This is a genomic window from Burkholderia territorii (assembly GCF_902833055.1).
Classification (GTDB): Bacteria; Pseudomonadota; Gammaproteobacteria; order Burkholderiales; family Burkholderiaceae; genus Burkholderia; species Burkholderia territorii.
The window spans coordinates 66,587-89,011 of record NZ_CADFEJ010000021.1; the positions used below are offsets into that span (position 1 = coordinate 66,587).

The 22,425-nt window shown below is 67.6% G+C and carries 14 protein-coding genes; 4 read left to right on the top strand and 10 right to left on the bottom strand.

Annotated elements, in window-relative coordinates; all coding sequences use genetic code 11:
- Nucleotides 1-2: 2 nt before the first annotated feature.
- Entirely contained in the window at nucleotides 3-890 is an 888-nt protein-coding gene (locus tag HW466_RS26365; protein WP_230938182.1) for an SAM-dependent methyltransferase, read from the bottom strand.
- 650 nt (nucleotides 891-1,540) lie between these two features.
- Here HW466_RS26365 and dxs point away from each other — a divergent pair.
- Both dxs and idi read left to right on the top strand, forming a co-directional pair.
- Nucleotides 1,541-3,523 (top strand): 1-deoxy-D-xylulose-5-phosphate synthase, encoded by a 1,983-nt coding sequence (gene dxs / locus HW466_RS26370; protein ID WP_151003520.1) that lies wholly within the window; start codon nucleotides 1,541-1,543, stop codon nucleotides 3,521-3,523.
- A complete protein-coding gene (gene idi, locus HW466_RS26375; protein ID WP_244138238.1) occupies nucleotides 3,520-4,098 on the top strand; it encodes an isopentenyl-diphosphate Delta-isomerase in 579 nt (192 codons plus the stop codon). The genes dxs and idi overlap by 4 nt, the downstream gene beginning before the upstream one ends.
- A gap of 140 nt (nucleotides 4,099-4,238) precedes the next feature.
- Here idi and HW466_RS26380 read toward each other — a convergent pair whose 3' ends face one another.
- Both HW466_RS26380 and HW466_RS26385 read right to left on the bottom strand, forming a co-directional pair.
- Nucleotides 4,239-5,243 carry an SDR family oxidoreductase gene (locus HW466_RS26380; protein WP_059868116.1) on the bottom strand — a complete coding sequence of 335 codons (1,005 nt, stop codon included), beginning with the start codon at nucleotides 5,241-5,243 and terminating at the stop codon, nucleotides 4,239-4,241.
- A 98-nt stretch (nucleotides 5,244-5,341) separates the two neighbouring features.
- Nucleotides 5,342-5,620: a hypothetical protein gene (locus HW466_RS26385; protein ID WP_059502406.1), complete on the bottom strand. Its 279-nt coding sequence runs from the start codon at nucleotides 5,618-5,620 to the stop codon at nucleotides 5,342-5,344.
- Between the two features lie 555 nt (nucleotides 5,621-6,175).
- On the opposite strand from HW466_RS26385, the gene HW466_RS26390 reads away from it, so the two are divergent.
- Entirely contained in the window at nucleotides 6,176-7,333 is a 1,158-nt protein-coding gene (locus tag HW466_RS26390; protein WP_059868148.1) for a glycoside hydrolase family 53 protein, read from the top strand.
- Between the two features lie 44 nt (nucleotides 7,334-7,377).
- On the opposite strand, the gene HW466_RS26395 is transcribed toward HW466_RS26390, so the two are convergent.
- From HW466_RS26395 to HW466_RS26420, 6 genes are all read right to left on the bottom strand, one after another.
- Nucleotides 7,378-8,676, bottom strand: coding sequence for a sugar efflux transporter (locus tag HW466_RS26395; protein WP_151003518.1), 1,299 nt, complete (start codon nucleotides 8,674-8,676; stop codon nucleotides 7,378-7,380).
- Nucleotides 8,677-8,680: 4 nt separating this feature from the next.
- Nucleotides 8,681-10,651, bottom strand: a complete 1,971-nt coding sequence (locus HW466_RS26400) for a beta-galactosidase (RefSeq protein WP_151003516.1) — start codon at nucleotides 10,649-10,651, stop codon at nucleotides 8,681-8,683.
- A 33-nt stretch (nucleotides 10,652-10,684) separates the two neighbouring features.
- Nucleotides 10,685-11,536, bottom strand: a complete 852-nt coding sequence (locus HW466_RS26405; protein ID WP_059502410.1) for a carbohydrate ABC transporter permease — start codon at nucleotides 11,534-11,536, stop codon at nucleotides 10,685-10,687.
- 11 nt (nucleotides 11,537-11,547) lie between these two features.
- Nucleotides 11,548-12,465 (bottom strand): carbohydrate ABC transporter permease, encoded by a 918-nt coding sequence (locus tag HW466_RS26410; protein WP_151003514.1) that lies wholly within the window; start codon nucleotides 12,463-12,465, stop codon nucleotides 11,548-11,550.
- A gap of 117 nt (nucleotides 12,466-12,582) precedes the next feature.
- Nucleotides 12,583-13,821: an ABC transporter substrate-binding protein gene (locus HW466_RS26415; RefSeq protein ID WP_059502415.1), complete on the bottom strand. Its 1,239-nt coding sequence runs from the start codon at nucleotides 13,819-13,821 to the stop codon at nucleotides 12,583-12,585.
- A 61-nt stretch (nucleotides 13,822-13,882) separates the two neighbouring features.
- Complete coding sequence (locus HW466_RS26420; protein WP_059769459.1) at nucleotides 13,883-15,037, bottom strand: ABC transporter ATP-binding protein; 1,155 nt, start codon at nucleotides 15,035-15,037, stop codon at nucleotides 13,883-13,885.
- 234 nt (nucleotides 15,038-15,271) lie between these two features.
- On the opposite strand from HW466_RS26420, the gene HW466_RS26425 reads away from it, so the two are divergent.
- A complete protein-coding gene (locus HW466_RS26425) occupies nucleotides 15,272-16,285 on the top strand; it encodes a LacI family DNA-binding transcriptional regulator (protein ID WP_151003511.1) in 1,014 nt (337 codons plus the stop codon).
- A gap of 248 nt (nucleotides 16,286-16,533) precedes the next feature.
- Here HW466_RS26425 and HW466_RS26430 read toward each other — a convergent pair.
- On the bottom strand, nucleotides 16,534-22,425 hold a 5,892-nt coding region (locus HW466_RS26430), incomplete at its 5' end, for an autotransporter domain-containing protein (RefSeq protein WP_176316114.1).

The window sequence follows — 22,425 nt, forward strand, 5'->3', positions numbered from 1 at the left end:
GGTTATGCCGCGGGCCGCGTCACGATCACGCTGTAGGTCGACACCTTGTTCTTGATCAGCGCGACCGACCAGTTCTCCGCCAGCACCCGCAATTCCTCGAGCGTCCCGGTCGCTCCCTGCGGGAAGTGCTTTTCGATGTTCGCCTTCGAGTCCATCAGCCAGCGCGCGACGTCAATATTCGACGGCAGTACGCGCATGTCGTGCAACGTGAAGCCGGCATCGGTGAGCACCTTCGCGAAATAGTCGGGGGTCTTGCGGTGCTTGCATGCGATCCGGTCGACGTCATCGGGCGTGTCGGAACGGTAGTCGTCGAGCGCGACGTTGTACAGATTGTCCGAAATCACCACCGAGCCGCCCGGCCGTACACGCGGATACAGCGCCTTCATCGCCTTTTCGTACAGCGCGTTCGGAAAGTGCGAGATCACGCCGCGAATGATCACCAGGTCGTACGGCGTCGCAGCGTCGGGCAGCAGGTCGACGTCCTGCGCGTTGCATTGATACAGATTGATCCGGTCCTCGAGGCCGTGCTTCGCATGCAGCTGCGCACAGTATTCGAGTTGCTCGCGGCTCACGTTGACGCCATCGAGTCGCATGCAATGCGGGAAGCGGTCAGCCAGGTACTTCAGGATGTAACCCCAACCGCAACCGATGTCGAGAATCCGCTCGACGGACGGGTGGTCGGGCTCGTCGAAACCGGCGAGATGCAATTGCCGTTCGAAATACCGGATGCCCGACTCGTCGAGCGAAATCGGCGGTGTCGAGCGCGGGTCGTCGTATACGCCGAACTGAAACAACAGATATTCGCCGATCGCCTTGCGCCAGTCCGCCGGATCGCCTTCGTAAGTCGTCTCGATCTTGCGCTGATAATCACTGACCGATTTTCCCTGCAATTGACGAATCGGCAACCGCCGGACGCTTCGTCGCGCGTGAGTATCCGTGATGGCCTGTTCGCTGATCCGATCCATATTATTCCCCGTTCATTCCAATCGTCGAAAAATGACAATGCGCAACCGTTACGCACCCGATATGAAATAAATCGGGAATAAACAAAATCTCGGCCGGACACGATCGTGCCGTCCATTACGGGCCGCTTTCGGCCGCTTTCGCTCTCGAAACTACAACAAGGCAATTCCCGCCGTCCGGCCATCGAACGAACCGTTCCATGGCCTCGACGCAAATGACGGGCGCACGCCGGCACGACCGGTACGGCGAAGCGGCCGCTCCGATCCTGAGACGCGAAACCTTTGTTATGGGAAGGGAAAATCGATTGTTGATTTGACCCCGCTGATTTAAACCTCGCAATTAAAATAACCGGCGACTATCATTCCCGCAGCATCGTCCAGCGCAAGTCATTTATATGCATGCGCGTTGATATTTTCAAGGAATTGTTTTTTATTCGAGCCACAAGCCGCCCAAGGCACAGTGCGTGTAATGAAGAAGAAACGAAAAGGCTGGCGGGTCGGGCGTTGATTTAGATTTTCGAAATTATCGAAGTCATTGAAATCGCTTTCGACCGGTCTCGTCGCGTTCCGGGGACACCATGAAAACTACCCTGCAGGACATACGGTTTCCCGCCGATCTCCGGCGGCTTCCGGCGAACGCGTTGCGGCCGCTCGCCGACGAATTGCGCGCGTTCGTGCTCGACAGCGTGGCGAAGACGGGCGGCCATCTGGCGTCGAATCTCGGCAGCGTCGAAGTGGCGATCGCGCTGCATTACGCTTTCGATACCCCGTACGACCGGATCGTCTGGGACGTCGGCCACCAGTCGTATCCGCACAAGATTCTGACCGGCCGCCGCGACGCAATGTCCGGCATCCGCCAGAACGGCGGCATCTCGGGCTTTCCGTGTCGGGCCGAATCGGAATACGACGCGTTCGGCACAGCGCATTCGAGCACGTCCATTTCCGCCGCGCTCGGAATGGCGCATGCGGCGCGCCTGAAGGGCGAGACACGCCATTGCGTCGCGGTGATAGGCGACGGCGCGCTGTCGGCGGGCATGGCATTCGAGGCACTCAACAACGCGGGCGTTGCCGGAGAGTTACCGCTGATCGTTCTGCTCAACGACAACGACATGTCGATCTCGCCGCCCGTGGGCGCGCTACGTCATGCGCTCGCCCGACTGACCGCCGGTCGCACTTGCACGCAGGCGAAGCGGCACATGCAGCACGTGCTGGATCTCGCGCCGCCGATGCGCCAGCTCGCGAACCGGATGGAAACCCAGGTCAAGGGATGGCTCGCGCCGGCCACGCTGTTCGAGGAATTCGGGCTGAACTATGCGGGGCCGATCGACGGGCACGACGTGCATGCGTTGATCGATGCGCTCATGAATCTCAAGCGCGTGCCCGGACCGCATCTGCTGCACGTCGTCACGCAGAAAGGGCATGGCTATGCACATGCGGAACGCGACCCCGTCGGATATCACGGCCCGGGAAAGTTCGATCCCGCCGTTGGTCTCGTACCTGGCAAGCCCGGGCGGCCGACCTACGCACGCGTGTTCTCCGACTGGCTGTGCGACGAAGCGGCCCGTGACGAACGCGTCGTCGCGATCACGCCCGCGATGCGCGACGGTTCCGGGCTCGTCGACTTCGAACGTCGCTTTCCCGAGCGCTACTTCGACGTCGCGATCGCCGAACAGCATGCGGTCACGTTCGCGGCGGGGCTCGCAGCGGAGGGCATGCGTCCCGTGGTCGCGATCTACTCGACGTTCCTTCAGCGCGGCTACGACCAGCTGATCCACGATGTCGCGCTGCAGCGCCTGCCCGTCACGTTCGCGATCGATCGCGCCGGCATCGTCGGCGCCGACGGTGCGACGCACATGGGCGCGTTCGATCTGGCCTACCTGCGCTGCGTGCCGAATCTCGTGGTGATGGCGCCCTCCGACGAGAACGAATGCCGGCAGATGCTGCACACCGCACTGCACCATCCCGGGCCGTGCGCGGTGCGTTATCCGCGCGGCACCGGTCCCGGCGCCACGATCGAGGCCGAGCTGACGGCGTTGCCCGTCGGTGTGTCGGTAATGCGGCGTGCGAGCGCGGCGTCGACAGGCCGACGCATCGCGTTCCTTGCGTTCGGAACGATGGTCGCGCCGAGCCTCGCAGCCGCCGACGAACTGGATGCGACGGTCGTCGACATGCGGTTTGTGAAACCGATCGATATCAAACGGCTGAGCGAGATCGCGCGCACCCATGACGTGCTCGTCACCGTCGAGGAGGGTTGTCTCCACGGCGGGGCGGGCGCCGCATGCATCGAAGCGCTGGCCGATCTCCGGCTTTCGCGGCCGGTGCTGAGACTCGGATTACCCGACGCGTTCATCGAGCACGGCGAGCCAGCAAAGCTTCTCAGCATGCACGGGCTTGACGCGGCCGGCATTCGCGCGTCGGTCGAACACTTTGTCGAGGCCGGCTCGACGTGGCACGACGGCGATATGCGAGCGGAGGCTGCGCCTTCATTCGACACGGCTTCGTTACAGCATGCGACGGCGCATCGCACCGCGCTGCGCGCCCATCCAGGCACCGCACCGTGAGCGATCCCGAAATGGACGACCAACTGATTCTGGTCGATGTGGACGACAATCCCGTCGGCGTGTGCGGAAAGATGCGCGCGCATCGCGACGGCTTGCTGCACCGCGCGTTTTCCATCTTCGTGTTCAACGCGGCAGGAAGTCTGCTGCTGCAACGACGGGCACATGGCAAATACCACTCGGGCGGACTATGGAGCAATACCTGTTGCGGGCACCCGCGACCCGGCGAAACGCTCGCGGACGCCACCCGCCGCCGACTCGACGAGGAAATGAGATTCGTCTGCGAACTGCGGAAGGTCGATACGTTGCGCTATCGTGCATCGTTGACGAACGGGCTGGTCGAACACGAGTGGGTCCATATCCACGCGGGCAGGTACGACGGCCTCGTCATGCCGGATCCTGAGGAAGCCGAAGATTGGCGCTGGGTCGAAGTGTCGGTGCTGTTCCGATGGATCGATCGCGAGCCGCATGCATTTACTGTCTGGTTTCGCCATATGGTCCAACGCGCCGGGACGGACGGCCTTGACGCATGGTCGAACGCGGCGGGCGTCGAGGGATCGGCACCCTTCCGGCGCTAAGCCGGCATGTGCCGGACAGGACGATACTTCACTGTGTCTGGCGCCATTCGCTTGGCAACATCGCACGCCACGCGAGCCGGTATACCGCACCGATGAAGCCGCCTCCGCCCGATGCGCGAACCGACACACCGGCCAACGCGCTACGGCTGCCCGCCGCCGCCCGACGCGCCGTAGATCTGTCCGGTCACGTAACTGGCCCGCGACGACGCCAGTTCGACGTAGATCCACGCGAGTTCGGCCGGCTGTCCGGGCCGCCCCATCGGCACCTGCTGGCCGAACGTCTCTACGTTCTTCTCGGTCTGGCCGCCGCTCACCTGCAACGGCGTCCAGAACGGCCCGGGCGCGACGCCGTTCACGCGGATCCCGCGCTGGATCATCTGCTTCGCGAGGCCTTTGGTGAAGTTCGCGATCGCGGCCTTCGTCATTGCATAGTCGAGCAGGTTCACGGACGGCTCGTACGCGTTCACCGACGTCGTGTTGACGATCGCCGAGCCGGGCGGCATGTGCGGAATCGCCGCGCGCGTGATCCAGAACAGCGCGTACAGGTTGGTGCGCAACGTCCAGTCGAAATCTTCGGTACTGATGTCGAGAATCGAATCGTGGCTGTGCTGCCGCGCCGCGTTGTTCACGAGGATGTCCAATCCGCCCAGACCGGCGAGCGCTTGCTCGACGAGCCCGTTACACGCGCCTTCGGTGCGGATGTCGACGGGTAGCGGCACGGCCTTGCGGCCCGCGCTGCGAATGTATTGCACGACTTCGCGCGCGTCGGGCTCCTCGTCCGGCAGGTAGGCGATCGCAACGTCCGCGCCCTCTCGTGCGAATGCGATCGCCGCCGCGCGGCCGATACCGGAATCGCCGCCGGTGACGAGCGCCTTGCGGCCGTCGAGGCGGCCGCTGCCGCGGTAGCTGCGCTCGCCGTGATCGGGGCGCGGCGTCATGCGGCCGGCGAGACCCGGCCACGGCTGGTGCTGTTCGGGAAACGGCGCGTGCGGATACAGCGTGCGCGGATCGTGCGGTGCGGTGTCGCCGGCATCGGACGCGCCGCCTGCCTGGGCGACCGCCGGAAGCGCGACGCCGGCGACGAGGCTCGCCGTCGTGCCCTGCATCCATTTGCGGCGTGATTCGGATACTTCATCTGATGACATGAATGGCTCCGGTGCGTGTGTGAACCGGGGCGGGCCCGGTTCTGCGTGTACGGATGAAGACGAACGGGCGGCACGTGATGTCGGCGCCCGCCGCCCGGCTAGAGCGGCCGCGGCCGGTTGCCCGAATCGTCGGGCGAGTCGTGCCCTTCGGGCCACGGTTTGCCGGCCGGATCGCGCGCCTCTGTCTGGCGCGGATCGTCGGGTACGACCTTGCGCGCCTGGTCGTCCGGAATCGAGTCGAGTTCGCCGCCGCCCGGCGCGTGACCCGGGCGCCCGGGTGGCTCGCCCGGAATCGGGCCGCGCCGCTCCGGCGAAGCGGCGGATTCGCGCGGCTCGACGTGCGGCGCGGTGTCCTTCGGTTGGCTGGATTTCGTCATGCTGCCCTCCCTGCGCTGCGGTTTGGCCGCGTGGCTGAAGGCTGACGCAACGCGCGTCGAAACAGCCGCGGCTAACCCGGATTCCAGCAAGCAACATGCCGCCGCTCGCGCACCGCCCACATGCCCTCGTCCGACCGGCCCGCTGCAGAATTTACAAATTCGGCGGCATCCTGCATCGCTCCTGTGCGTCGCCCCCTCTGCAGACCGACAGGCCGACAAAGGCGTGCGGCACAGCACTTGCGGCTATCGATGGCGATATGGCAAGGCCTCTCGAAGAACGTCGCGAACCACGCAACGGTGCAGGCGTCCCGCCCGCTCGGCCTTCGCGCGTTGGTTCCGATGGACTACGAGGGACGGCGTTCTTCGGCGTTTCATTGACGGCAACCCCGACGAAATCTTCGCCAGATAGTAGCAACGCACATGTTCTTTGCATCGGCATCCATGGCTGCGCTACGCTCGATTCCGCCTCGAACCGAGGCTGAAATTTAAGCGCTTAAACCGACGAAGCCCGCGATCCCGAGATCGATCGACCGGGCCCGATACTGGAGGATGACGATGAACAGACGATCGATGTTGCGCTGGAGTCTCTCGACCGCGGCGCTCGCATGCGTCGACCTGGCCGGTACGTTGCCGGCCATCGCGCAAGGCACCGCGCGCGCCGCGGGTGCCCCGTTCGCGATGGGTGCCGACGTGTCGACCCTGCCGGAGCTCGAGGCGCACGGTGCGCAATACTTCGACCGCGGGCATCCGCGCGACTGCCTGAAGATCCTGCACGCGCACGGCGTCGATTCGATCCGCATCAAGGTCTGGAACGATCCCGGCAATCCGGACTTCTTCCCGGCCAACCAGAGCGCCGCGGCCGGCTACAACAACGCGGCCCATGTCGTCGCGCTCGCGCAGCGCGCGGCGGCGCTCGGCATGCGCATCCTGATCGATTTCCACTACAGCGACTGGTGGGCCGACCCGGGCAAGCAATACCCGCCGCACGCGTGGGCCGGCAAGAATCTCGCCGATACGTGCGCGCTGCTGTCGGCCTACACGACCGACGTGCTCCGGCAATTGCAGCGTGCCGGCGTGCGTCCCGAGTGGGTGCAGATCGGCAACGAGATCACGGGCGGCATGCTGTGGCCGCTCGGCCGCTACGACCAGTGGGACAACCTGGCGCAGCTGCTGAAGACGGGGCGCGACGCGGTGAAGGCGGTCGATCCGCGCATCAAGGTGATGCTGCACATCGACAGCGGCGGCGACAACGCGAAAAGCCGCTGGTGGTTCGACAGTGCGACGCAGCGCGGCGTCGCGTTCGACGTGATCGGCCTGTCGTACTACCCGCAATGGCAAGGCGCGCTCGACGACCTGCGCAACAATGCGAACGACCTCGCGGTGCGCTACGACAAGGAATTGATCGTCGTCGAAACCGCGTATCCGTGGACCACCAGCGACGGCGATTCGGAACCGAACGCGATGACGAACACCGGTTCGACCGCGTTCCCGCCGTCGCCGGCCGGCCAGGCGCAATTCCTCGCGGCGGTCGTCGATATCGTGAAGGGCGTGCCGGGCAATCGCGGCAAGGGCGTGTTCTGGTGGGAGCCGGAATGGATCCCGACACCGGGTGTCGGCTGGAAGCTCGGTGCGGGCGATCAATGGGACAACAACACGTTGTTCGATTTCCACGGCAACGCGCTGTCGTCGCTCGACGCGTATCGCCAGCGCTGACGCATTCGTAATGTCACGCCATCACCGCACCGACGCATCACGCGTCAGTGCGGTGCATCGAAGCGGCGGCGGCCCGATGCGGGCCGGCTGCCTGCGCCACTCGCACCGCCCCGTTCGCCGCGCGCGTCCATGCAGAGCAGCGCGAACGCGACGAGCGCAAGCACGCAGCACCCGGCGAACGTCGCGCGATAGCCGAACAGATCGACGCACGCGCCGGACAGCACGCCCGATGCGATCGAGCCGACGCGCGCGGTGCTGAAGAACATCGCGGTCGCGGTGCCGGGACGCGTCGGCATCAGGTCGCACACTCGCGTCATTCCGAGGCACGACGTGATCGCGACCACGCAAGCGCTCAGCAGTTGCAGCGGCAGGATCATGTTCACGCGCGTCACCGTCGCGAGCCCGACGAAATACACGGCATGCACGGCCGCGCACGCCGTCAGCCAGCGCGCCTTGTCGAGCCGCGTCGACCGGATGCCGAGCCAAAGCATCATCGGAATCTCGAGCAATGCGGCGAGACCCAGCGCGGCCGATACGTTACCCGGCGATCCGCCGAGCGCGCGCACGATGTACAGCGGCAGCACGATCATCGTCGCGTTCGCCGCGAGCCCCGTCAGCGTAAGCGCGACGAGGGTGCGCCACACGCTTGCACGCGGTGCGACGACGATCTCCGCACGCGTACTGGCGGGCAGCGACGCGGCGCGCTCCGCCGCGCGCACATGCGCCGCCGGCGGCCGCCGCGCCGGTTCCGGAATCCGCGCGACGATCGCCGCGCATCCGACGAAACCCGCGGATGCCGCGAGAAAAAGCCCTGTAAAACCCGTCTGCGCGAGGATCAGCGCGCCGAGCGCGGGGCCGAACACCCAGGCAACCGACAGCATCGTGCGCAGCGCCGCCGACGCCAGCTCGCGCTGCGCATCGTCATCGACCGGCAGCGCCGCGCGGGCAAACGAGAAGATCTGCGACAGCGACACGGCCCCCGCCCCGAGCAGGATCGTGCCGGCGGCGATCACCGGCCCGTGCGCACGCAGCACGCACAACAGCGCGAAACCGAGCGCGGCGGCCACGAGCGAGACGACGAGCAACGGCCGGTGGCGGTCTCGGCGATCCGACCAGCGCCCTGCCCACGTGCTGGCGACGACGCCGCTCGCCGCGATCAGCGTCATGAAGATGCCCGCGAGAAACGGCGACATCCCCGCCGCCTCCACGCCGAACAGCGACAGGTACGGCGCCGTAAACGACATCGCGACGCCGAGCATCAGCGCCGCGCCGGACAGCGGCAGGAAATGCGCGATCGCGGCGAGGCGCGCGAAATGCGACTGTAGCGACCGCAGCGATTGCATCGCGTCAGTCCGGCTCGACCCATGCGGCGACGTCGACCGCGCCGAGTTCCGGGCCGCCGAGCACGAAGCGCGCACCGTCCGGCGCCGGCAGCGTGCACGGCGCGTCGCCATAGTTGAGCGCGAATACGACACGCCCGCGCCGCCGCAAGCGCACGCCTTCCGGCAACGCGTGCACCGGCAGTCCGGCGTCGCGCGCGCAGCGGGCGACGATCGCACGCAACAGCGCGTGGTCGAAGCAGGCGGTCGCCATCGTCACGCGGCCGCGCCGCACGAGCGCGGGCACGCCGTCGTCGCATGCCGCGAGCACGTCGACGCCGCTCGCCGATTCCATGTCGATGTGATCGCGCCATTTCAGCGCGCGGCCGTCGACGCCGTCGAACGTGACGCGCGGCGTGAGCGACGGCCGCAGCGACTCGACCTGGCCGATCCGCACCGGCAGCACGTCGCGCAGCTTGCCGGGCGCAAGCCCCGGCTCAATCGCGAATTGCGCCGTGCGCGAGCCGGTGCGCGGCCCGAACAGCCAGTGCGCATCGCCGCGCGCGGCCTGCTCGACGACGCGCTCCGTGACGACCGGTAGCGTCGGCACGACGACGAATGCATAACGCGACACGTCGGCATCGGCCGCGATGAAGTCGACGTCGAGCCCCAGTTCGCGCAACGCGCGATACCAGTCGAATACGTGCTGCTGGTAGTCGAAGTCGGCGCCATGCGGCTGGATCCGGATCATCCAGTCGGCCTCGTAGTCGAACAGCAGCGCGACGCGAGCCGGCCCGCACGCGCCAGTGGCGAGCTCGACATCGAGCGCGGCGAGTTCGCGCGCGACGCGCGCGACTTCATGGCCACCGGGCGACAGCCGGTCGTCTGGCGCATTCAGCCCCGAGTGCAGTTGCTCCTGCGCATGCGGATACTGCCGCCAGCGGAAATACGACACGAGTTCCGCGCCATGCGCGAACGCTTCCCACGTCCACAGCCGCACCGCGCCTGCGTGCGGCACCGGGTTGTACGGCCCCCAGTTCACCGGCCCGGCCTGTTGCTCCATCACCCACATCCGCCCGTTGCCGATGCCGCGATACAGGTCGTGCGAGAACGCCGAAACGTCAGGGTGGCCGGTACGAGCCCAGCGCCGCTTGTCCGCTTCGTCGAGCGGCAGCACTTCGGTGCGCGGGACCGGATAGCTGTCCCACGCAGCGACGTCGAGCCCGCCGCGCGCAAACGCATGGTGATCGAACTCGGTAAAAAAGCCCATGAAGTTGTGCAGCACGTCGCGGCCCGGCGCGTGCGGACGGATCGCATCGACCTGCACGGCGTGGAACCGCGCGACCTCGTCCGACTGATAGCGGCGGAAGTCGAGCAGATGCGCGGGATTCGCATCGGTCGGCGTATGGCGCGGCAATTCGATCTCGTCGAAACCGCGATACTCCATGCTCCAGAACACGTTGCCCCATGCACGATTCAGCGCATCGATGTCGCCATAGCGCACGGCGAGCCACGCGCGAAACCCTTCGAGCGCCGCACGCGTATAGCTCGGCAGCGTGTTGTGACAGCCGAGCTCGTTGTCGGTCTGCCATGCGATGACTGCCGGATGCGTGCCGTAGCGCCGTGCCATCGCGTCCGCGATGCGCACGCAATGCTCGCGATACACGGGGCTCGCGATGTCGTAATGGCGGCGCGACCCGAACTGCCATACGGCACCGTCCACGCCGACCGGCAGGATCTCCGGATGGCGATCGACGAGCCATTTCGGCGGCGCGGCCGTCGGCGTGCCGAGCACGATCTTCAGCTGCTGGCCGGCGAGCGTGTCGATCGCTTCGTCGAGCCACGCCCAGTCGTAGCGGCCCGGCTCCGGCTCCATCCGGCTCCATGCGAATTCGGCGATCCGCACGCGGGTCAGGCCCAGTTCGGCCATCCGCTTCGCGTCGCGAGCCCATTGTTCGCGCGGCCAATGTTCGGGGTAGTAGCAAACGCCGAGATGCATCGTGGATTCCTTGAAGAATGAGAATTGGACGGATCAGCCTTTCGTCGCGCCGAACGTGAGCCCCGCGACGAAATGCTTCTGCATCGCGAAGAACATCAGCACCGACGGCAGCGCGGCGAGCACCGAGCCGGCCGACACGATGTTCCACGCGGTCGTCCACTGCCCCTTGAGCGCGGCGACGCCGACCGTGATCGGCGCCGCATCGTCGCCTTGCGTGAGGCACAACGCCCAGAAGTAGTCGTTCCACACGAACGTGAACACGAGAATCGCGAGTGCGGCGAGCGCCGGCCGCACGAGCGGCAGCACGACGCGCCAGTAGATCGCCCACTCGGACGCGCCTTCGACGCGCGCGGCCTCGATCAGCTCGAACGGCAGCTCGCGGATGAAGTTGCGCAGGAACAGCGTGCAGAAGCCGGTCTGGAACGCGGTATGGAACAGCACGAGCGCCCACACGGTGTTGTAGAGGCCGACGCCGAGCATGATCTGCCGCACCGGGATCATCAGGATCTGGATCGGCACGAAATTGCCGGCGACGAACAGCCCGAGCAGCACGAGGTTGCCGCGGAACCGGTAGTTCGCGAGCGCGTGCCCCGCGAGCGACGCGAGCAGGATCGATGCGGCGACGGACGGCACCGTGATCAGGACGCTGTTCGCGAAGTAATGCAGCATCGGCGTCTGCGCGAGTGCGGCGCCGTAGTTGTCCAGCAGCGCAAACTGTTTCGGCCAGTCCCAGTAATGGCCGGCGATGATCTCGTCGGTCGAGCGGATCGACGTGACGAGTACCGCGAGCAGCGGCACGAGCCACAGCGCGAGCGCGCACGGCAGCGACAGCCGGTACAGCCAACGGGCGGGACGTCCCCAGCGGGACACGGGCATCGGATACATTTTCGCGATCCTTATGATTCGACGCGCACCAGCTTGCGCAGCTGCCACACGATGTAGACGAGCATGATCGCGAACAGCACGACCGCGATCGCGGCGGAATAGCCTTCGCGGTAGTACTTGATCGCCTGGTCGACCATGAAGTAAGCGAGCACGGTCGAGCTGTCGAACGGGCCGCCGCCCGTCATCACGGAGATCAGGTCGAAACTGCGCAGCGCGCCGATCACGGTCAGCACGACCGCCATGAAGGTCGCGGGCCGCAACTGCGGCAGGATCACGTGCCACAGCAGCGTGAAGCCGCGCGCGCCTTCCATCCGCGCCGCCTCGACGATCTCGCCGTTGATGCCGGTGAGCCCGGTCAGATAGAGGATCATGCAGAACGGAATCTGCGGCCACAGCGCGGCGGCGATCACGCCGTAGGTCGCATAACGCGGATCGCCGAGCACCGGGATGCCGTGCCCGACGATCAGCTTCAGCAGCCCGAACGTCGGATCGTAGAACCACGAGAACACCAGCCCGACGACGACGCCCGGCAACACGAACGGCGCGAAGAACAGCGACTTCACGAGCCGGATCCCGACCACGTTCTGGTTCAGGTACAGCGCGAGTGCGAGGCCGAGCGGCGGTGCGGCGAGGAACAGCACGAGCCACAGCACGTTGTTCTTCAGCGCGACGTAGAACGTATCGGACTGCAGCAGCTCGCGATAATTGTCGAGCCCTGCATAGGTCATCGGCGTCATCCCGTCCCAGTGGTGGAAGCTCAGCCAGATGCTGCTGACGATCGGATACAGCACGAATACGGTGAAGAGCGCGAACCCGGGCAGCACGAACAGCAGAGCCGCACGGTTGCGCCGGCGGGCGAGCGACGCGCGCGCATGCCGCCGCGGGCCGGCTTCACGGCGCGCGGTGCTTTCGGACAAGCTGGTTGACATGAGGTGACCTTCGACGAAACAGACGAAACAGACGTGACGGACGTGACTGACGAAACGGGCGCGACGGCGACGCCGACGCGCCGGACCGGCGTTGTCGCCGCCCCGGCGCGCGGTGCATCACTTCCGATAGATGCGCTTGCGCGTCTGCTCGAGCCGCTGCAGGATCGCGTCGAGCTGCGTCGGGTCGGACAGGAACTGCTGCATCGCCTTCATCCCTTCGTCCGCCATTTCCTTCGTCATGTCGCGGTCGTAGAACTGCGCGATGCCGCCCGGCGTCGTCGCGAGCGTGCGGAAGCCGATCTTCGAGATCGGGTCCTGCGGTTCGGGCGCCTTGTTGTTCGACGGCAGTTGCCCCATCCCCTTCGCGAATTCGCCGTTGACCGCCGGTTGCCCCATGAACGCGAGCAGGCGCCGTGCATCCGCCTTGTTGTGCGCCTTCGCCGGCACGATCATCACGTTGACCGGGCCATCCTCGGCAAGCGGCACCGATGCGTCGATCACCGGAAAGCGGAAGAAGCTGATCGGGTTGCGCGTCGCGCTCAGCAGGCCGGCCGAATACCAGGTGCCCATCAGCGTCATCGCGGCCTGGCCGTTGACGATCAGCGGACTGAGCGAATCGACGTCGTAGGACAACGCGTTGTCGATGAAATACTTGTCGTCGATCAGCTTCTTCCAGGCCGCGTACACGGCCCTCACGCGCGGATCGGTATACGCGACGTCGCCCGCCATCAGCTTCTGGTGGAATGCGTAGCCGTTGATCCGCAAGTCGAGGTAGTCGAACCACGCGGCCAGCGTCCACGCATCGCGCGCGGCCACCGCGATCGGCGCGATGCCGGCCGCCTTCAGCTTGCGGCACGCATCCAGGAACTGCGGCCAGTCGGTCGGCTCGCCGTGAATGCCGGCCTTCTCGAACAGGTCCTTGCGGTAGAACAACCCGTAGGCGTCGTAGCCGAGCGGCAAACTGTAAAGCTTGCCGCCGTAGGTCGACGACTGCCTGACGGCCGCATACGTGTCGTTCCAGCCGTTCTTCTGCCAGTCCGCGCTGAGGTCCTCGATCAGCCCGCGCTTCGCGAAATACGCGAGCCGCTCGCCGTTGTTCCAGCTCAGCACGTCGGGCGGATCGGTCGCGAGCCAGCCGGACATCTGCACCTTGTACGCTTCCTCGCCGACGTAGCTGATCTTCAGGTCGATGTCGGGATTCGCCTTGTGGAACTGGTCGAACACCGCTTGCCACGTCGCGCGCTGGTTGCCGCGCGCGGCGACGTTCACCTTGAGCGTGCCCGCGTCGGCCGTCTGCGCGGTGAACGCGGCGGCAATGGTCAACGCAAGCAGCAGTCGGCTCGCACGAAGTCTCATCGTTGTCTCCTGGTATTGGTGTGATGGGTGCCGCGTCGCGCGGCAAGTCGGCGTTGCGCCGCTATGCGAACGCCGCTTCGGCGTGGATGGCCGGCAACGCAATGCCGGCCTCGTCGAACAGGTGACAGCGCGACGGCGGCACGCGAAACGCATGTCGCTCGCCGCGCCGCAACGCGGCCTGACCCGGCAGCTTCGCGAGCAGCGGCATGCCGCCGGGCTGGTCGAGATGCACGTAGGCGGCTTCGCCGAGTTGCTCGACGAGCACGATGTCGCGGACGATCGCCGGATGCTCGGCATCGCCGGACGCCGCAACCGTCAGATGCTCGGGACGAATCCCGAGCGTCACGCGCGCGCCGCTGCCGACGTGGCGCGGCAACGGGCGATCGCGCAGCGTCACCGTTTCGCCGGTGCCGTCCAGCCGCAGTCGGCAGCCGTGCGCATCGCCCGCTTCGACGACGGCCGGCAGGAAGTTCATCCTCGGCGAGCCGATGAAGCCCGCGACGAAGCGGTTGGCCGGCCGGTGATACAGCTCGAGCGGCGCACCGGCCTGCGCGATGCTGCCGAAGCGCGCGACGTCGTCGCCCGCGTGCAGCAGCACGATGCGGTCGGCCAGGGTCATCGCCTCGATCTGGTCGTGCGTGACGTAGACCGAGCTCGACTGCGTGAAGCGCGCGTGCAGCCGCGCGATTTCGACACGTGTCTGACCGCGCAGCGTCGCGTCGAGATTCGACAGCGGCTCGTCGAACAGGAACACGCGCGGCTCGCGCACGATCGCGCGGCCGATCGCGACGCGCTGCCGCTGGCCGCCCGACAACGCCTTCGGCTTGCGATCGAGCAGCGCGTCGAGCTGCAGCACGCGCGCGGCCTCGGTCACGCGGCGCCGGATCTCGTCCTTCGGCGTGCCGGCGATGCGCAAGCCGAAACCGATGTTGTCGAACACGGTCATGTGCGGAAACAGCGCATAGCTCTGGAACACCATCGCGACGCCGCGCTCGGCGGGCGGCGTGTCGTTCATGCGCGCGCCGCCGATCCGCAGCTCGCCTTCGGTCACGTCCTCGAGCCCGGCGATCATCCGCAGCAACGTGGACTTGCCGCAGCCCGACGGACCGAGAAACACGCAGAATTCATGCGATGCGATCTCGAGGTTCACGTCGCGCAGCACCGGCGCGTGCTCGCCGTAGCGCTTCGAGACGTCCTTCAATGAAATGGCGGTCATCGCGCTCTCCTCTCCTGGTCAGGCGCTTCGGGTCACAAAATTTAAACGCTTAAATTTTGATGGTGCAGTTGTCCCGGTTCGCCGTACCATGTCGTCTCCTTGATCTGATGTGTCGAGAAATTAGCGTATCGGCTGTCCCTGTGCAACTTGTGGGACGCACTCCCAGAATATGAGCAGACATTCCCCCGCTTCGCTGCCGTCGTGCAGCCTTGCCCGCCCGTGCCGAGGCCGTGCATGGTGACGCTCGCGCAAGTCGCGCAGCGCGCGAACGTCACCGCGGCGACGGTCTCGAACGTGCTGCGCAATCCGCAGAAGGTGAAGCCGGCGACCGTCGAGCGTGTGATGGCGGCGATCCGCGAGCTCGGCTATCGGCCGAACCTGACCGCGCGGGCGCTCGCCGAGGGCCGCACGTCCACGCTCGCGTTGATGCTGTCGAACATCACCAACCCGTTCTATCCGGAATTCGTGCTGGCCGCCGAACGCGAGGCGCGCAAGCGCGGCCATTACCTGCTGGTGTCCAATACCGACGACGATCCCGCGATTACGCGCAACTACCTCGAGCGCATCGCCGGTACGCTCGCCGCCGGCGCGATCGTGATGAACACGGATCTCACGGAAACCGAACTCGCCGACATCGCGCGCCATGGCGCATCGATCGTGCTGTGCATGTGGGAACACGTGCATGCGTCGCGCACGCTGCCGTGCGTCACCGTCGATTTCGCGGCCGCGGGCGCGCTGGCCGCCGCGCACCTCTCCGGGCTGCGACATCGCAGGTTCGGCGCGCTCGTCGGCAAAGGCTCGGGCGGCCCGCAGTCGGTGCGGCTGCGCGGGTTCGCCGACGAACTCGCGGCACGCGGCCATCCAGCGAAGGCGCTGACGACGGTGTCGACGCACGATTCGATCGAAGGCGGCTACGAAGCGGCCGCCGCGCTGTTGCGGGCGAAGCGTGGCCTCACCGCACTGTTCGCAACCAACGACCTGATGGCGATCGGCGCGATGCAGGCCGCGGCCGACCTCGGGCAGCGCGTGCCTGCCGATCTGTCGGTGGTCGGCATGACCGATATCCAGCTCGCGCACCAGTTCCGCCCCGCGCTGACGACGGTGCGGTTCCCGACGTCGCAGATCGCCGCGCGAGCGATCGCACTGACGCTCGACATGATCGACGGCGTCGAGCCGGCCGCGGCCGTGCATACGATCGGCGCGCCGGAGCTCGTGGTGCGGGAATCGACGGCGGTGGCGCCGGATTGACGTACGTTGCGCGTTCGCGGCCACCCGGGAATGCGGCGGCCGCAACGAACGAATCGATCGATATGACAAATGCGCGGGAACGGTGGCAGAAACCTGCTCGCGCGTAATGCCCGGCATCAATTGAAACGCGCCGCCTCGATCGCTTCGGATCACGAAACGCGTGTGACGAACGGATCGATCGACTACCGCGCCATCGATCAACAAACCGGCCGCTCACGAAAACCGCATCGCAAGCGGCCGGCCCGCGCTCAGAACTTCCACAACAGGTTGCCGTACAGCGCGTGGTCGCTGACGTTGCCGCCAACCTGGCCGCTATACGACAGCCCGACCGACAGGTTCTTCGTCACGGCCGCATCGACGCCGATCTCGAGCACCGCGGCATCCCGCGCGACCGGCACGCCGACGACGCTGAACGGCGAGCCGCCGCTCGCGAACGACAGCGTCGAACCCGGCTGCGTATTGCCGAACGCATGCCGCCAGCCGACCGTGCCATACGCGGTGACCTTGCCCTTCGTCGTGATCGCCACATCGGTCGAAGCCCGCACGCCGAGCGTCGAGAAGCCGAGCCCGCTCGTGTTCGATTCGCCCTGCAGCGCGGCCGCGCCACCGTTCTCCTTGAAGCCGCCGGTATGCACGCTCGCGTAGGCGAGGCCGACGAACGGCTCGAGCGCAACGTTGCGGATCGCGGTGGAATAGCCGATCTCGGTGAACACCTGCGTCGCGTTCGCGTCGTAGCTGGCGGTGTCGTGATCCGAGAAGCCGCCGAACGACGGATTGCGCTCGCTGTGCACGCGGTACCACGACTGCGCCAGGCCGCCGCGCACGTTCCACGCGTCGTATCGGCCGCTGGCATACAGCGCGATCGTCTCGCCGTTCACCTTCGCCGATTCGTTCTGGTCGGTATTGAGCTGGCTGCGCGACGCGCCGCCCGCGATACCGATGCGCCAGTGGCTGCTGACTTCCGCGTCCGTACCGACGACGAAGCCGTACAGGTTGCGATCGATCGACGCGACGTCGTCGCCGTCGAACCGGCTGTGCGCACCGTAGATGCGGCCCCACACCGCCGGCTTGAACGACTTCGCCGGCGTGCAGCCGTTCTCCGACGCAAGCCGCCGGTCGAGCGACGCCGCATGATCGTCCGCCGACACGGGCGCCTCGCAGCCGCACAACGCACCGCCCGGTTGCGAGCCGAGGCGTGCGCGATCGAGCACTGCGTCACGCACGTAACGGCTGTCCGACAGCAGCACGCTGCGCGTGCTCGGATACAGATCGCCGGCCAACTGCGTGAACGCGCGATTCGCGGTCGGCGCATCGGCTGTCAGTACCGTGTCGAACAGCGGGTTGCCTGCGCCGAGCGTGCCGACCGCGCCTGCCACCGCCTGGCCGTCAGGCGTCGTCGCAACCGATGCGAACGGCGTGCCGTTCGGCGCGAGCGACAACAACACATGCGACGGGTCGTACTGGAGCGTTGGCGTGAGGAATGCATACGTCGAATTCACCGCGCTGAATTGCCCTTGCACGCCCGCGCCTGCATTCACGATCGTGTAGAGCTTGCCCGGCTGGTATTGCCCGCTCGCCGCGACGACCTGCACCGTCCCGCCGTTGAGCGCGGCCGAGCCGCTGACGTCGAGGCCGCCGCTTTGTTGAGGCGTGGCGCCGACCTGCAGCGTCGAGCCCGGCTGGAACGTCGCATTGCCTGCAACCTTCAGCGGTTGCCCGGGCTGCAACACCGATGCGGTGCCGCCGCCCGCCACCGTGAGGCCGCCGATCGTGCCGGTTCCGGTGACGGTCGCGCCGTTGCCCACCGTCACCGGCGAGCTGGCCAGCGAACCCGTGACGGCGAGCGTGCCGCCGGTCACGTTCGTCGGCCCGGACAGCGTGTTCGTGCCGCTCAACAGTTGCGCGCCCGTACCGGCAAGCGTCAGCGGGCCGGTGCCCGACAACGTACCTGCGAACGTGCTCGTGCCCGCGGTGTTCACCGTCAGCGGCGTGCTGCCGAGGTTCACGTTCGAGCCCGTCGTGCCCGACAGCGCGCCGATCGACTGCGGCGCGGCGGAGCCCGCGAGGTTCAACGTCGCGCCGCTGCCCGCGAGGACCATCGGGCTCGTCGGCGCGAGACTGCCTGCGCCGGACAGCGCAAGCGTGCTGCCGCTGCCGATCGTCGTGCCGCCGGTGTACGTGTTGGCGCCGGTCAGCGTCTGCGTGCCGCCGCCCTGCACCGCGAAACCGCCGGTGCCGGCGATCGTGCCGCCGAACGTGCCACCCGCTGGGCCGGCCACGGTCAGCGTGCCGCCGCCCAGGTTCACGATCGAACCGGCCGCACCGGACAACGCGCTCGCCGTCTGCGGCGTCGTCGCACCGCTGACGTCGAGCGTGGCGCCATTGCCGGCCAGCGTCAGCGCACTGCCGGCCGACAGGCTGCCATTGCCGCCGACCGCCAGCGTGCTGCCGGTGCCGATCGTCGTGCCGCCGGTGTACGTGTTCGCACCGGTCAGTGTCGTCGTCGACGGGCCGTTCACCGCCAGATTGCCGCCACCCGAGATCGGGCCGCCCAGGCCAAGGTTGTTCGCGCCACCGACCGTCAGCGTCGAGCCCGTGCCGAGGTTCACCGCATTGCCGAGCGTCGTGCCGGCCACGCTCGTCCCGAGCGTGCCGCCGCTGCCGCCGACGCTCAGCGTGCCGCTGCCCAGTGCCGTCGGCGTGCCGGCGATCAGCGTGCCGCCGCCCGTGATGCTGGTGCCGCCGGTGTAGGTGTTGGCACCGGAAAGCGTCGTCTTCGCCGGGCCGCTGAACGCGAGCGTGCCGCTGCCCGAGATCGGCCCGCCGAGGCCGAGGTCGTTCGTACCGCCAACCGTCAGCGTCGAGCCGTTGCCGAGATTCACCGCGTTGGTCAACATCGTGCCCGGCGTGCTTGCGGCCAGCGTGCCGCCTGCGCCGCTTGTGGTCAACGCGCCCGTGCCCAGCGCCGTATTGCTCCCCGCGATCAGCGTGCCGCCTCCGCTCAGGCTCGTGCCGCCCGTGTACGTGTTGTTGCCCGTCAGCGTTTCCGTCCCCGTGCCCGACAGCGTCAGGCTGCCGCCCGTGCCGGCGATCGTGCCGCCGTACGTGCCGTTGCCCGTGCCGCCCAGCGTCAGGTTGTTACCGCCAAGGTTCACCGTCGAACCCGCGACACCCGACAGCGTGCCGGTTGTCTGCGGCGTGGTCGCGCCGCTCACGTCGAAGGTCGCACCGGCACCGGCCAGATTCACCGGGCTGCTCGCCGACAGGCTGCCGCCTGCGCCGATTGCCAGCGTGCCGCTGTTGATCGTCGTCGCACCGGTGTACGTGTTCGCCCCCGTCAGCGTTTCCGTCCCCGTGCCCGACAGCGTCAGCCCGCCCGTGCCGCCGACGGTACCGCCGAACGTGCCGTTACCCGAACCGCCGAGCGTCAGCGTATTGCCGCCCAGGTTCACCGTCGAACCGGCTGTACCCGACAGCGTGCCGGTCGCCTGCGGCGTCGTGGCCGCGCTCACGTCCAGCGTCGCGCCCGCACCGGCCAGATCGATCGCGCTGCCCGACGACAGGCTGCCGCCCGCGCCGACCGCCAGCGTGCTGCCGCCGCCGATCGTCGTGTTGCCGCTGTACGTGTTCGTGCCCGTGAGCGTCGTCGTCGACGGACCATTCACCGCCAGATTGCCGCTGCCGGAGATCGTGCCGCCCAGGCCGAGATTGTTCGCGCCGCCGACCGTCAGCGTCGAACCCGCGCCGAGATCGATCGCGTTGGTCAGCGTCGTGCCGGCCACGCTCGTACCGAGCGTGCCGCCCGCGCCGCTCGTGGTCAGCGCACCGGTGCCGAGTGCGGAGCCGCTTCCCGCGATCAGCGTGCCGCCGCCCGTCAGGCTCGTGCCGCCCGTGTACGTGTTGTTGCCCGTCAGCGTTTCGGTGCCGGTACCCGACAGCGTCAGGCTACCGCCCGTGCCGGCAATCGTGCCGCCGTACGTGCCGCTGCCCGTGCCGCCGAGCGTCAACGCATTGCCACCGAGGTTCACGATCGAACCGGCGACGCCCGACAACTCACCCGTCGACTGCGGCGCCGGTGCGGCGCTCAGATCGAGCGTCGCACCGGCACCGGCCAGATCGACTGCGCTGCCCGCCGACAGGCTGCCACCCGCGCCGACCGCCAGCGTGCTGCCGTTGCCGATCGTCGTGTTGCCGGTGTACGTATTCGTGCCGGAAAGCGTCGTCGTCGACGGGCCGTTCACCGCCAGGTTGCCGCTGCCGGTGATCGCGCCACCGAGGCCCAGGTTGTTCGCACCACCCACTGTCAGCGTCGAACCCGCGCCGAGATCCACCGCGTTGTTCAGCGTCGTGCCGGCTACGCTGGTGCCGAGCGTGCCGCCCGCGCCGCTCGTGGTCAGCGCGCCCGTGCCGAGTGCCGATCCGTTGCCCGCGATCAGCGTGCCGCCGCCCGTCAGGCTCGTGCCGCCCGTGTACGTGTTCGTCCCGGTCAACGTCTCGGTGCCCGTGCCGGACAACGTCAGGCTACCGCCCGTGCCTGCGATCGTGCCGTCATAGGTACCGCTGCCGGTGCCGCCCAGCGTCAGGTTGTTGCCGCCCAGGTTCACCGTCGAACCGGCGACGCCCGACAACGTGCCAGTCGTCTGCGGCGTGGTCGCGCCGCTCACGTCGAAGGTTGCGCCCGCACCCGTCAGGCTGACCGGCGTCGTCGCGGACAGGCTGCCGCCCGCGCCGATCGCGAGCGTGCCGCTGTTGATCGTCGTCGCGCCGGTGTACGTGTTGGCGCCCGTGAGCGTTTCCGTCCCCGTGCCCGACATCGTCACGCCGCCGGTGCCGGCGATGTTGCCCGCATAGGTGCCGCTGCCCGAGCCGCCGAGCGTCAGGTTGTTGTTCCCGAGGTTCACGGTCGAGCCCGCCACGCCCGAGATTGCGCCCGTCGATTGCGGAGACGCGGCGCCGCTCAGGTCGAGTGTCGCGCCGGACGCCGTCAGGTTGACCGGGCTGCTCGACGACAGGCTGCCGTTGCCGCTGATCGCCAGCGTGCCGCTGTTGATCGTCGTCGCGCCGGTGTATGTATTGGCGCCCGTCAGCGTCTCCGTGCCGGTGCCCGACAGCGTCAGCCCGCCCGTCCCGCCGATCACGCCTCCATACGTGCCACTGGCCGCGCCACCGAGCGTCAGCGTATTGCCGCCGAGGTTCACGTTGGTGCCCGTGCCGCCCGACAATGCACCGGTCGTCTGCGGCGACGTGGCCGCGCTCAGGTCGAGCGTCGCGCCCGTGCCGGACAAGTCGATCGTGCTGCCCGACGACAGCGTGCCGCCCGCACCGACCGCCAGCGTGCTGCCGCCGCCGATCGTCGTGCTGCCCGTGTAGGTGTTCGTGCCGGTGAGCGTTGTCGTTGCCGGCCCGTTGACCGCCAGATTGCCGCTGCCGGAGATCGCACCGCCGAGGCCGAGATCGTTCGTACCGCCAACCGTCAGCGTCGAGCCGCTGCCGAGATTCACCGCGTTGGTCAACGTCGTGCCCGGCGTGCTTGCGGCCAGCGTGCCGCCTGCGCCGCTTGTGGTCAGCGCGCCCGTGCCCAGCGCCGTATTGCTCCCCGCGATCAGCGTGCCGCCTCCGCTCAGGCTCGTGCCGCCCGTGTACGTGTTGTTGCCCGTCAGCGTTTCCGTGCCGGTACCCGACAGCGTCAGGCTGCCGCCCGTGCCGGCAATCGTGCCGCCGTACGTGCCGTTGCCCGTGCCGCCCAGCGTCAGATTGTTGCCGCCAAGATTCACCGTCGAACCCGCGACACCCGACAGCGTGCCGGTCGTCTGCGGCGTGGTCGCGCCGCTCACGTCGAAGGTCGCCCCCGCACCGGCCAGATTCACCGGGCTGCTCGCCGACAGGCTGCCGCCTGCGCCGATCGCCAGCGTGCCGCTGTTGATCGTCGTCGCGCCGGTGTACGTGTTCGCCCCCGTCAGCGTTTCCGTGCCGGTGCCCGACAGCGTCAGCCCGCCCGTGCCGCCGACGGTACCACCGAACGTGCCGTTACCCGAACCGCCGAGCGTCAGCGTATTGCCGCCCAGGTTCACCGTCGAACCGGCTGTACCCGACAGCGTGCCGGTCGCCTGCGGCGTCGTGGCCGCGCTCACGTCCAGCGT